Raw genomic sequence first — 13,098 nt, forward strand, 5'->3', positions numbered from 1 at the left:
GCGTTGGATGTTCACATGGGTTGGTCGGAGGTAGCGGGTGGCTATCAAGTCACTCTACGTGATGGCGAGATCGTCGCCCGGAATGCCAAGGGCAGGGAGCTGCGCTCCGTGCCGGCATCGGTGCGCGACGACCCGGCCGTGGTCGGGCTGCGTCAGCTCACCGAGTGGCTGGTCCGGCACGAGACCCAGTGCCGGACGGACATCGAACGCTGGATGGTGCGCTCGCTGCCGGTGCCGGTCGCGGTCCTGACCGAGGTGTGGCCGGACGAGGCGTGGCGCACCGCGCTCACCGACCTCGTGGTGGCGGTGCTCGACGACGACGGTCGCTGGGACCCGGACGAGGTGGGTCTGCTCCGCGAGGCGGGCGACGGCCAGGTCGGGTTGGTCACCCTCGACGGCGACACCGTCCGCCGGGCCGCCCGGCGTGTCGTCATCCCGCACCCGGTCACGCTCGCCGACCTCGACGACCTGCGCGAGTTCGCCGCCGACCTGCAGGTCAACCAGTCCGTCGACCAACTCTTCCGGCAGACCTGGGTCCGGGGGCCGGACGTCGACGCGACGGCGACCCGGTTCGGCGACTACGCCGGCGGCCGGTACGACCAGCTGCGCCACCTGACGGCCCGCGCCACGAAGCTCGGCTACCCGGTGCGCGGCGGCAACGCGGTGTGCCGCATCGTCGAGGACGGCGACACCGTCGAGGCCCGGTCGTGGGTCGGCACCGACGACCCGTACTACGAGACCGAGACCGGTGACCTCGTCTTCACCGACCGGCACGGCACCGCCCTGCCACTGGGCGCGGTCGGCCCGGTGGCCTGGTCAGAAGGTACCCGGATGGCCGCCGCGCTGTATGCCGGCCGGGTCGTGGCAGCACAGCAGGAGGAGGATCAGTGAGCGTCGACGCGATGGACCTGCTGGAGGCGGGGGCGGTGCTGCCCGCCGGCACGGTGGTGGCCAAGGACGACACCGCCGACACCCTGACCGCCCGCCGGTACGCCCACCCCGTCCTCGCCGGGCGGACCGTGGTACGGCTGGTCAGCGACGCGCTGGGCGAGGCCGAGGACCTGTCCCTGGAGTTCCTGGGCTTCGCCCGGCCGGACCGGGTGACCCCGGTCGGCGTGGTCCGCCAGCAGGCGCTCGGCTTCCCGGCGTGGGCGCTGGTCCACGATCCGGCCAACGGGCATCACGCCCTGGCCCTGGTCAAGGAGATCGAACGGCTGGCCCGGACGGCCCGGTCCCGGATCGGCCCGGCGAAGGACGGCTTCAACACCCTCGGCGAGCGGCTGGCCCGGTCGGTGCCGCACTTCCTGCCGACGTTCTACGAGGAGGCCGGCCGGGCGTTCCTCGCCGCCGACAGCGTGACGTACGCGGCGAGCATGTTCGGCAAGGCACGGGAGGCGGAACGCGCCTACGGGCTGACCATCGACGAGGACCGCCAGCACGCCGTGTTCCTGGAGTTCGCGCTGGCCGGGGCGTTGACCGCGAAGGCGCTCTCCGGCCACGCCCGGGACCTGGCGGCCCGGTGCGCCCCGGCGGACGCGTACGGGATGTTCCTGCGGCTGTGCGTGGAGCGCACCCTGGGCGGTCTCCCGCCGTACGCGGCGATGCACACCGATCTGCGCCGGCTGGCCCGCAAGGCCGGGCTCGACCCGGCCGCCGAGGACGAGCGGGTGCTCGGCGCGCTACTGGCCGCCCCGGCGCTCAACCGGGCGCCGGAGGCGTTCTGGACGGCCTACCGGGCACCGTTGGCCCGGCTCGCCGCAGTCGACCCCGCCCTGCGCGGCCGGTTGCTCGGTCTGACTCCCCAGCACTGCGGCGACGACGTCTGGCTCAGTGTGCTGGAGGAAGCCGGCGCCACGGCGGCGCTGACCGAGCCGGCGGGCAGCGTGCCCGCCGCGGCCGACTCGCCGGACGGACCCGCCGGCTGGCTGCGCCGCTTCGACGAGCACCGCGAAAGCCGTTCGTGGCGGACCCGCAAGCGGCACCCCGGGCTGCTGGCGCTCGTCGAACGGATGGCCGGACGGCTGAAGTCCGACGGGGTGCCGGTCGCGCTCTGCCGCGCGCGCGACGCCGTGGACCTCGACCTGCTCGACACCTGCCTGGCGCTGGGGGTGCCCGTCGCGGAGCCGACCGACGACGTCCGGCACCGGCTGGAGCACTGGTTGTCGGACGACACCGACGGCCGGCGTGACCTGGTGGCCGTCGCCGCCGACCCGCGCTTCCTGCCGGCGCTGATGGAGGGCGTGGAGAGGCGGCTGCGCACCGGCTCGCGCGACCAGCGCGACTCGACGGCGCGGGTGCGGGAGATCATCGCGGTACCCGGCCTCCGGACCGCCCTCCAGCGCTGGCTGGACACCCTCGCCGTCGCCGTCGGACGCCACGGGCTGCCGATGCTCGACCACCACCTCGACCGGGTCGACACCGTCGCCTGCCCGGCCGGGTTCGCCGTCAACCCCGAGGCGGTCCGCCGGGTCGTCGACCACGACCTCGGCCCGGTCCTCGGCCGTACGCTGCGGTCCGGTCTGTTCGACGAGTACGGCTGGCCCGCCCTGGACGACGCCGCCGCCCGCCTCGGCGAGCCGGACCAGGACGTGCAGCTCATCGGGCAGTGGCCGTACCTGCTGCTGCTCAGCGGCGACCTGGTGTCGGTGATCGGGCCCGACGGGGTGGAGCACGAGCACCTGATGCGGATCCCGGCCGGGGAACGCCGGTACCGGTGGCGGCTGGTGCTGCGCTACGTCGACGGTCAGTTGCTGGTCTGTTGGGACCGGGGCCCGGACCGGGCCGCCTACTGGAGCGGCACACCGGACGACGTCTTCGTCATCGCCGACGACGCTTTCGACATGTACGCCGACCTGTCGCTGCCGCTGCCCGGCGGGGGGCGTACCTTCGGCCGCCGTCCGCTGCGGGCCGGCGACCGGGGCGAGCGGACCGGCGGCCGGGTGATCAGCGACGGCAGCACCTACTGGGTGCGCGCCGCCGACCGCACGCCGGGATGGCGGGAGTACGACCCCGTGACCGGCGAGCCCGGCCGGTTCTCCCTGCCGACGTTCTTCGAGGACGGCACGGTCGACGGCCAGCCACTGGACGCCGACGCGTCCTGGCTGCGTCCCACCGAGTCGTCCGACAGCCCGCTGGGTCGGGCCGACGGGCTCGCCGGATGGCGGGTCCGGCGCGGCCCCGATGGTGGCTGGGCCGGCGAAGCCGTGAACGGCCGGTCCTTCGCCCTGCCGCCCGGAGTCGGCCTCGACGGGACGCTGACCGCAGCGGTGCGGTTCCCCGGCGCGGCCGCCACCTATGGTCTGCTGCCGAGCAGCCGCGGCCTGCTGATCTGCGCCGACGACGGCTTCCTGCTCGGCCGCTACCCGACCGACGGCGAGCGGTCGGCCTTCGCCGCCGGCACCCGCCTGGCGCCGCCGCCGGAGTTCTGGCACTTCCTGCGCCCCCGCGACGAGGCCGGTTCGGCGGCGCTGCGCGTCGTCACCGACGAACAGGCCGGTGCGCTGCTGGCCGAGGCGGCCGGTCTGGACACCGCACAGGTGCGTGCCCTGGTCGGCCGGCATCTTCCGCAGCTCACCGACCCCGCTCTCGTCGCCGGGGTCACCGGTCTCGTCGCACAGGCCGCCGGGCAGGTGGCGCGGCTGCGCACGTTGGCCGCCGTGCTGGCCGGCGGGCAGGACATCAGCCCGGCGGCCGGTGATCCGGGTCCAGCCGTGGCCGCTGCCGGAAAGACGGAGGCCGACCGGCTGCTCGCCGAGGGGCTGTCCGGGCTCATCCAGTACTGCTACTGCAAGGGGGACAGCGCCCGGCGGCTCATCACGCGGGCGGGCGCCGCGCTCACCGGCACCGGGCCGGTACCGGACGCCGCGGTCGAGCTGGAGGGTGACCTCGACTGGTTCGACGCGCTGGGACTGCTGCCGGCCGCGATGTACCGGGCGGCGGCACCGGTGTGCCGACCCGAGGTGCGTGAGGAGCTACTGACGCTGCTGGAGGTCTGCGCCCGGTCCGGGCTCGTCGCCCCGGGCAGCCGGGTACGGCGGGCCACCCTGGTCGCCGACGGCACCGAGCCGCTCAGCCACGTCAGAGGCCAGGTCTTCGAGGCCGGCGGACGCCGGCTGCTGGTGCTCGCGGTGGACACCGACGACCGCGAGGTCGACGTGCTCGACTGGGCGGCCACCGGGCGGTTCGCGGCGGTGCCGGGCTTCCGGATCACCGAGGAGCAGATCCATCGGACCGGTGCGGTCACGCCGGAGCGGCTCGACGGGTTCGTCCGGCTGGTCCGCGAGAACGGCCCGGCACCCTGGCACGCCGACCGGGCGCGGGCGCTGTCCGAGGAGGCGGGCATGAGCCACGCCGAGGCGGTGCTGCTGCTGGCGGGCCTGCCCCGGGTCGCGTGGGAGAAGGCCGAGGCTGCCGAGACCCGTACCACGCTGGGGTTGCCCGACCCGGCGGCGGCGGCCACGGCGGCGCGGTTCTGGGGCACCGGCGGCCACCGGAGCGAGGGCTTCGCCGCGCTGCTGGAGCAGCTGTTGCCCGAGGACCCGGCGGCGCTCTGGGCGGACGGGCCCCGGCACGACCTGATCGTCGAGGAGTGGGCCCGCCGGCACGGGCGACGCCGCCCGGTGTCCGACGAGTTGATCGTCCAGGTGGACCGGGCCGGTGTGACCAGCCCGTTGCCGGCCTCGGCAGTGCTCCACTGGGTGGCCAACTCGGCCACCTGCCACTGGCTGGCCGGCTCCGGCCTGGGCATCGACGACGACGACGCGCTGACCGCGTTGACCAAGACGCTGCCATGGCTGGCCTACCAGTTGGCCGTCGACGACCCGCTCCGGTCGGCGTTGCCCGTCGCCGCCCGACTGGCCCGGCAGCGGCTGGCCGATCCCGAGTTCACCGTCCCCGTCGGCCACCTCGACGGGAACCGGATCCCGGCGTTCACCGCCGCGTTCGGCCTCCCGGCGACGACCGGCCCGGCGGGGACCGAGATCGGCCCGGTGCTGATCCCGCCCGCCGCCCGTTGGCACCAGGTCCGGTTGTACCCGGGCAGGCTGTCCGGGGTGGACGATCCGGCGCTGGCCGTGCTGCGGGCCCGCCTCGACCGGGTCGACGAGCCGGTGCTCACGGCGCTGCGGGCGCTGCTCGGTGACCAGATCACCGAGGTGGTGTCCTACGCCGTCCCGGCGATGGCCGAGGGCTTCGCGCAGGACCCGACCCGGTCCGCGCCGGAGCTGGTCGCGACGGTCGGCGCGACGCTCGGGCTGAGCGCCGACGCCGCAGCGCTCTACCTGCAACTGCTCGCCCTGCCCGACCCCACCGACCGCAACGTCGCCCGGTGGACCGGCTGGAAGCCGGCCCGGCTCAAGGCGGCCCGAGCCGAGTTGGCCGCGACCTCGCACGTCGTGGCGGCGAAGCGACCCCGGGCCGGGCGGTCCCTGTTCCTGCCCGGTGGCTGGTTGGCGCTGAAGGCGCCGCTGCTGCCGCTGGAACGGTGGAAGCTGCCGCTGCTGGTCGGGGGCGAGGGCGGCGTGACCGCCCTGGGTATCGTCACCCCGCTCGCCCCCGCGCCCCGGCTGTTCGCGCTCGCCTGGGCCCGGCTGGGCGAGGGCGACGCACCCCGCTTCGACGATCTTGTTACGGAAAGGCGCCGATGACCACGACCACCCCGGCGGCTCGGCAGGTCCACCCCGCCGAGCACGCCCACGCCACCGAGTTGGAGTTCCTCGCCGCGTACGACGGCGGGCCCCGTCCTCCGGGTTGGCGGCTCACCCCCCGGGCGGTCGTCACGTTCATCGTCGGCAGCGCCGGTGCCGAGCTCGAGCTGCCGAAGGAGGCACGCCGCGACGGCCTGCCCCGCACCTTGGCCGTCGCCGCCAAGTTCGTCGGCGAACGGGCACTGGTCGAGCGCTGCGTCGTCACCCTCGCCGGGGAGCGGGGCCTGCTGCTCGTCGGCGAGCCGGGCACGGCGAAGTCGATGCTGTCGGAGCTGTTGTCCGCCGCGATCTGTGGCACCAGCGAGCTGGTCGTGCAGGGCACCGCGGGCACCACCGAGGACCAGCTGCGGTACGGCTGGAACTACGCGCTGCTGCTCGCCCACGGGCCGAGCGCCGCCGCGCTGGTGCCGTCGCCGATCCTGTCCGCGATGCGCACCGGCGCGGTGGCCCGGGTGGAGGAGATCACCCGGTGCCTGCCGGAGGTCCAGGACGCGCTGGTGTCCATCCTGTCCGACCGGCGGATCGCGGTGCCCGAGCTGTCCGGCACCGCCGAGGCCACGGTCCCCGCCGCCCCCGGCTTCACGCTGATCGCGACCGCCAACCTCCGGGACCGGGGGGTGTCGGAGATGTCGGCGGCGCTCAAGCGCCGGTTCAACTTCGAGACCGTCGGCCCCATTCCCGACCTGGCGCAGGAGGTCGCGCTGGTCCAGCGGCAGGCCCGCGCCACGCTGGACCGGGTACACACCCCGTTCGCGGTCGACGACGCCGTGCTGGAGGCGCTGGTCACCGCATTCCGGGACCTGCGCGCCGGGCAGTCGGTCGAGGGCTGGGAGGTGGAGCGGCCGTCGACGGTGATGAGCACCGCCGAGGCGGTGGCGGTCGCGACGTCGCTGGCGTTGGCGGCGGCCTACTTCCCCGGCGACCGGGACGTGTTGTCGCTGCTGCCGGGGCACCTGCTGGGCGTGGTCCGCAAGGATGACCCCGCCGACGGGGTCAAGCTGCTCGGCTACTGGGACGGCGCGGTCCGGCGTCGGGCCGAGGACGGCGCACGGCTGTGGCGGCGACTCTGGGAACTGCGCGATGTCCTTGCCGACTGACCCGCCGACCCCGACTGACCCGCCGACCCTGGCCGGGTCGCCGGTCCTGGCCGGGCCGCCGACCGGGGCAGGGCTGGTCGATCCCCTGGTCGCGGTCACCGAGCTGGCCGGGCACCGGCGGCCGTACCTGATCGGGGTGCGGCACCACTCACCCGCGTTGGCGGTGGCCCTGCCGCGACTGCTGGCCGAGTGCCGACCCGAGGTGTTGCTCCTCGAACTGCCACCGGAGTTGGGCGAGTGGCTGCCGTGGCTCGCCGACCCGGCCACGACCGCCCCGGTGGCGCTGGCCGGGGTGGTCGGTGACGGCGGGGGGCCGGCGTTCTACCCGTTCGCCGACTTCTCCCCGGAGCTGGTCGCGGTGCGCTGGGCCGCCCGCAACGGGGTTCCGGTCGTACCGTGCGATCTGCCCCTGGCCGACCCGGCGTGGGGGGAGCGCGAGCGCGGACCGGGGGGTGCCGCCACGGTGGGCCGGTCGTTCGCCGACGCGCTGCGGGCGGCGGGCACCGGGCGTCCCGACGAGGACCTGTGGGACCGGTCGGTCGAGGCACGGGCACCCGGTGGCAGCCCGGAGGCGGTACGCCGTGCGGCGCTGGCGGTCGGCTGGGCGCTGCGCGTCGACGCCGAGCGGGGGCCGGGGGTGTCCGCCCTCGATCTGCGACGGGAGGCACGGATGCGGCAGTGCCTGGCCGAGGCGGGGCAACGGCGGGTGGCCGCGCTGGTCGGCGCGTTCCACGCCCCGGCGCTGCTGACCGGGGCGGACGATCCGCCACCGGACCGTCCGACCGGCACGTCGGTGGTGACGTCGCTGGTGCCGTACACGTTCGGGCTGCTGGACGCCCGGTCGGGCTATCCGGCCGGGATCCGTGATCCGCAGTGGCAGCAGTCGGTCCTCGCGGCCGACGGTGCCCCCGCCGCCGTCGAGTCGGCGACGGTGGCCGCCGTGGTGGCCGTCTGTGCGGCGATCCGCCGGGCCGGTCACCCGGCCGGCCCCGGCGAGGCCCGGGAGACGGTCCGGCTCGCGCTCGACCTGGCCCGACTGCGCGGTCTGCCCGCACCGGGCCGGGGCGAGCTGGTCGAGGCGATCCAGAGCGTGCTGGCCCACGGCGAGGTGCTCGGCCGGGGCCGGGTGGTGGCCGGGGCGATGGAACAGGTGCTCGTCGGCGACCGGCGGGGCGCGCTGGCCCCCGGCACCCCCCGTTCCGGGCTGGGCCCGGTGGTACGGGAGCTGCTGGCCGGGCTGCGGCTGCCCGGTGCCGGCGACCCGGCCAGGGACCTGCGGCTGGACCCGCTCCGCTCGGAGCTGGACCGGCGGCGCGAGATCACCCTGCACCGGCTCGTGGTCTGCGGCGTCGACTACGCCGAACCGGTCGCCGGTGAGGGGGTCGGCGGAGTCGACCCGGTCACCGCGCGGTGGCGGGTGGCCTGGTCACCCCGGACCGAGGCGACGATCGAGGTGGCCGGCCTGCGCGGGGTGACCCTCGGCCAGGCCGCCGAGGGCGCCCTGGTGGAGCGGCGGCGGCGGGAGCGGGCCGAGGACGGCCCGACCGTGGCCGCGGTGATCGGTGGTCTGGCGGACGCCGCGCGCTGCGACCTGACCGAGCTGGCCGCGCGCCGACTCACCGAACTGTCGGCCACGGTGCCGGCGGAGGGCACCCTCAGCGAACTGATCGCCGCGTTGGCGCTGCTCGACCGGCTGCGCCTCGGCCAACTGGCGGGTGGGGCCGGGCTGTCGGCGAGCGAGCTGGGCCGGGTCGCCGAGGTGCTGGAGAGCGCGGCGATCCGGCAGGTCGACGGGCTGGCCGGTGCCGAGGACGTGGCCGACGCCGAGGCGTTGGCCGCGCTCGCCCAGCGGGCCGACACCGCCGGGGCGGGGCTGCGCCTGGCCGACTGCCTGGCCCGGCTCGCCGCCCAGGGCACGCCGATGATGGCCGCCGCCGCCGGGGCGGTACAGGTGCTGGTGGGCCTGCGGGAGCCGGCCGCCTTCGGGCGACGCATCGCGTCCTGGCTGGACACCGCGACCACGCCTGCCGCGCGGCAGCAGCTCCAGGGCCACCTGACCGGGCTGCTGGTCGTCGCCGAGCCGCTGCTGCGGGCCAGCGGCGAGGTGCTCGACGGGCTTCTCGACCGGGTCGAGACGCTGCCCGACGAGGAGTTCCTCACCCGGCTGCCGGCGCTGCGCGCCGGCTTCCACGTGGTCAGCCCGGCCGGTCGGGACCGGCTGCTGGACGTGGTCCGGGAGCGGCTCGACGGCACCGGTCCGGCCGCCGACATCGCCGTGCTCGACGATCCGGACGCCCTGCTGGTCCGGCTGCTCGCCGATCGGGCGGGCCGGGCGGCGCTGCTGCGACAGGGCTTCCTCGCCCCCGAGCCGGTGGACCCGTCGGCGGACCTGCCGGCAGCGGTCCCCGGTGCGGCGCGGCCCACCCGGCGGGCACCGGCCGGCGCGCTCTCGACCGTCGACCGGTGGCGGCTCGTGCTCGGCCGGGAGTCCGCCCGGGTCGGGCCGCGAGCACGCCGGTACGCCACCGCGCTCGACGAGTTGTACGGGGCCGGCCGGGGTGAGGGCGCCGGTGCCGAGGCGGCCGGTCGGGCCGGCCGGGAAGCGTCGTTCCCCGGCGTACGGGAGTGGGCGGAGGAGCTGTCCGCCCTGTTCGGTCCCGGAGTCCGGGAGGAGGTGCTGGCCCGGGCGGTCGAGGCGGGCCGGTTGGACGCGGCCACCGAACTCGATCCGGCGGCGGTGCGCCCCTCCGTCGAGTTGCTCCGCGACGTGCTCACCCTCGCCGGCGGGCTGCCGGAGTCCACCGTGGCGCGGCTGCGACCACTGGTGGCCCGCCTCGTCGAGGAGCTGACCAGGGAGCTGTCCTCCCGGCTGCGGCCGGCGCTGACCGGGCTGACCACACCACGCCCCACCTACCGGCCGGGCGGGCCGCTGGACCTGCCCCGGACGCTGCGGGCCAACCTGGCCACGAGCCGCCGCGACGCGCAGGGGCGGGTCGTCCTGGTGCCCGAGCGTCCGGTGTTCCGGACCCGGGCCCGCCGGGGGGTGGACTGGCGGCTGGTGCTCGTCGTCGACGTCTCCGGATCGATGGAGGAGTCGGTGATCTGGTCGGCGCTCACCGCCGCCGTGCTCGCCGGTGTCCCGGCGCTCAGCACGCACTTCGTGGCCTTCTCCACCGAGGTGGTGGACCTGTCCGAGCGGGTGGACGACCCGCTGGGCCTGCTGCTGGAGATCAGCGTCGGCGGGGGCACGCACATCGCGGCCGGGCTGCGTTACGCCCGGTCGTTGGTCACCGTTCCGCAGCGGACGATGGTGGTCGTGATCAGCGACTTCGAGGAGGGGTTCCCGATGGGTGGGCTGTTGGCCGAGACCCGGGCGTTGGTCGAGGCGGGCTGCCCGGTGCTGGGCTGCGCCAGCCTGGACGACACCGGGCGGCCCCGGTACTCGGTCTCGGCGGCGGGTCAGCTGGTGGCGGCGGGGATGCCGATCGCCGCGTTGAGCCCGCTCGAGCTGGCCCGGTGGGTCGGGGAGCAGGTGCGTCGATGACCGCGCTGCCGGCGGTGACCGCGCCGGTGCTGGCCGAGGCGCTCGACGCGCTGCCCGCCCGGCTGCGCAGGAAGGTGGACGACGCGGTCGCCCGAGCCAGCGGCTGGCCGGTCACCGGCACGGCCGACGAGGTGACGGTCCGGGTCGACGACGCGACCATGGTGACGCTGGTGGCGGTCGACGGGGTGGTGCGCAACGCCGCCGACGCCCGGTGCAGTTGCCTGCTCGCGCCCCACTGTCTGCACCGGATGGCGGTGCTCGCCCTGGCCCGGGTGGACGACTCGGCTCCGCCGGAGCCGGTGGAGGACCCGGTGCCGGAGCAGGTGCCGGAAACCGTCGGCCGGTCCGTCGCCACGGCGGTTGGTCCGTCGGCCGGTGCCGTTGCCGATCCTCCTGCCGGTGCGGCGGCCGGGGCGTCCAGCGGTGCGGCGGCCGAGCCGGTGGGTCCGGCGCTGCGTGGCGGGTTGACGGCGCGCCAGCAGGCCGCCGCCGACGGGTTGTGGCAGGTGGCGGTGGCCGTGCTCGCGGCGGGGATCGTCGGCTGCGGGGTCGTGCTGCGGACCGCCCTGCTGCGGGCCGTGCACGAGGCCAGGGCCAACGGTCTGCACCGTGCCGCCGCGTCCGGCACCCGGGTCGCGGCGGGCCTGCGGGCCGCGCGGACGGCCGAGCCGCAGTACCGACTGTCCGACCTGACCGACGACCTGCGCGAGCTGCTGGCCGTGTCCCGTCGGCTGCGCGGGACCGTACCGCCGGCCGGTGAACTCGGGCCGCTGCTGGGCACCGCCCGGCGGGCCTACGACCCGCAGGCCGGCCTGCGCCTGTACGGACTCTGCGCGGTGCCCGTGGTGACGGACTCCGGGTACGCCGGGGTGGTCACCTACCTGGTCGACCGCGACGGTCGACTCTGGACCGTCGCCGACCTCGCCCCGGGGGACGTGGGACGGGCCGCCGGCGCGGGTGACTCGACGGTGGCGGTGGGCGAGTCGGGGCTCAGCCACCGGCAGCTCACCCGGGCCGGGCTGGTGGTGTCCGGCGGCACCGCGTCGGAGTCGGGGCAGCTGGGCACCGGGCGAGCGGTACGCGCGGTACGGGCCGGTGGTGCCGGTTGGGCCGACGAACCCCTGGTCGGGTTGTGGGCGCAGCCCCTGTCCGACCAGGTACGGCGGGCCTTCGGCGCGGCGACCCTGCCGGTGCCGGAGCGCCCCGCCGGGGCCGACCTGCTCTTCCTGACCGTGCGGGTGCTGGGCGGCCACGACGACGCCGTCCTGGTGGCGACCGGCGACGGGGCGGTCCTGACGCTGACCGTCGCCGACGAGCACGCCGCCCTGCCGCACCGGGACAACCTGCGGCTGCTGGGGCGGGTGGTGGGGGTGGAGTTGCGCCTGGTGGGCCGGCTCGATCCGTTCCGCCGGGCGACGGTCCAGGCGCTCGCCGTGGGGCCGACGTCCGTGGGCGAGCCCGGGCTCGGCCTGCCGGAGAGTTGGGCGGGCCACGCCGACCTCGGGTACGACCGGCTGCACCACAGCCAGCTCAGGGCGGCCAGCGGGTCGGCCGCGACGCCGGTCGACGGGCAGCTTCCAGGCCCCGGTGGTCCGGTGCCGCGGCCGGGACTCGGCGATCCGGCGCTGGGGCTGCTGCGCCGGCAGGTGGAGCGGGTCGTCTCGGGTGGCCGGGCGATCCAGGCGCTTGCCGACTCCGCGGAGCGCGGACTACGGCTGGCCCGCCTGGATCTCGGCGCGCACCTGCTCGCGGCGATGGGCGCTGCGGCGCGGGCCCGTCCCCGGGACGCCTTCGGGCGGCTCACCGACGACGACGGGCAGGTGTTCGCGGAGTCCTGGCTGGCGCTGGCGGTCTACGAGGAGGCGGCCTCCCGGGCGCTTGCTGAGGCGTCCTGGCTGCCCTGACGGCTGCGCCCGGCACGACCCGTGACCGATCCCGGCTATAGTCGTCGGATGCATGCCGGGCGCAGCCACCTCGGCGTCGACCAGCGCAGACCGCTGTCGACGCTGTTCGTGCTGGCCGTGCTCGCGGTCGTCCTGTGCGCGGCACGGGCGGTGGGGCTGTGCATCGTCTTCCGGCTCGGACGCCGTGCGGTGCCGGGCTGTGTGCCGGCCTGGTCCGCCGACCGCGCCCCGCCGCAGCGCGTCGCTGTCGCCTGACGTCCCCGTCGTGCCGACCGGTCCGGTCGTCGTCCGGACCGGTCGGGTCGGGCCTGCGCATCGCCGCCCGCACCGCACGCCGTGACCCGTCCCTGCGCCACCGGCCGCTGAGCCGGTACCGCACGGGCCGCCGGGTCGTGGTCAGCGGGCGGTGGCCCACGACGTAGCCGCCGTACGGCTCGATGCCGGCGTGCAGCAGCCGATCCCACGCTCTCACCCGCCATCCTCGCTGCGGAGTCGCCCCATGGAAGTCGAACGCACCCCACTGCCCGGCATCGGAACGCGCCTCTCCTTCGTCACCGAGAACGGTCGTCGGGTGGGTGTCGTCACCCACCGGGCCAGCGGCCGTCGCGACCTGGTCCAGGACGACGGCCAGGACCCGGACAGCATGCACAGCCTGTCCCTGACGCGCGCCGAGGCGATCACGCTGGCCGGGCTGCTCGGCATCATGGACATCGTCGAGGTGACCGAGGGGCGGGAGCAGCCCGCCGCCGGCCGGTCGCCGGCCGTGCCCCGGTGCTGATGCGTACGCCCCCGGTCAGCAGACAGGTGGAACTCGACGTGCTGCGGCGGGTGGTGGGCAACCGGTTCGA

The 13,098-nt window shown here is 76.1% G+C and carries 7 protein-coding genes; all 7 read left to right on the forward strand.

Annotated elements, in window-relative coordinates; translation table 11 throughout:
- Window positions 1-15: 15 nt before the first annotated feature.
- The 7 genes from ACIG87_RS04485 (at window position 16) to ACIG87_RS04515 (ending at window position 13,028) form a co-directional block, all read left to right on the forward strand.
- On the forward strand, window positions 16-891 hold the full coding sequence (locus ACIG87_RS04485; protein ID WP_396848115.1) for a DUF4132 domain-containing protein: 876 nt from the start codon (window positions 16-18) through the stop codon (window positions 889-891).
- Window positions 888-5,645: a hypothetical protein gene (locus ACIG87_RS04490; protein WP_396848117.1), complete on the forward strand. Its 4,758-nt coding sequence runs from the start codon at window positions 888-890 to the stop codon at window positions 5,643-5,645. The genes ACIG87_RS04485 and ACIG87_RS04490 overlap by 4 nt, the downstream gene beginning before the upstream one ends.
- On the forward strand, window positions 5,642-6,802 hold the full coding sequence (locus tag ACIG87_RS04495; protein WP_396848119.1) for an AAA family ATPase: 1,161 nt from the start codon (window positions 5,642-5,644) through the stop codon (window positions 6,800-6,802). The genes ACIG87_RS04490 and ACIG87_RS04495 overlap by 4 nt, the downstream gene beginning before the upstream one ends.
- A complete protein-coding gene (locus ACIG87_RS04500; RefSeq protein ID WP_396848121.1) occupies window positions 6,786-10,346 on the forward strand; it encodes a DUF5682 family protein in 3,561 nt (1,186 codons plus the stop codon). Before ACIG87_RS04495 ends, ACIG87_RS04500 begins: the two co-directional genes overlap by 17 nt.
- Window positions 10,343-12,250, forward strand: coding sequence for a hypothetical protein (locus ACIG87_RS04505; protein ID WP_396848123.1), 1,908 nt, complete (start codon window positions 10,343-10,345; stop codon window positions 12,248-12,250). Before ACIG87_RS04500 ends, ACIG87_RS04505 begins: the two co-directional genes overlap by 4 nt.
- Before the next feature lie 48 nt (window positions 12,251-12,298).
- Window positions 12,299-12,505: a hypothetical protein gene (locus ACIG87_RS04510; protein WP_396848125.1), complete on the forward strand. Its 207-nt coding sequence runs from the start codon at window positions 12,299-12,301 to the stop codon at window positions 12,503-12,505.
- Window positions 12,506-12,749: 244 nt separating this feature from the next.
- Complete coding sequence (locus tag ACIG87_RS04515) at window positions 12,750-13,028, forward strand: potassium transporter TrkA (RefSeq protein ID WP_396848127.1); 279 nt, start codon at window positions 12,750-12,752, stop codon at window positions 13,026-13,028.
- Window positions 13,029-13,098: the final 70 nt, after the last annotated feature.

The organism is Micromonospora sp. NPDC051925 (genome assembly GCF_044548625.1).
Lineage (GTDB): Bacteria > Actinomycetota > Actinomycetes > Mycobacteriales > Micromonosporaceae > Micromonospora.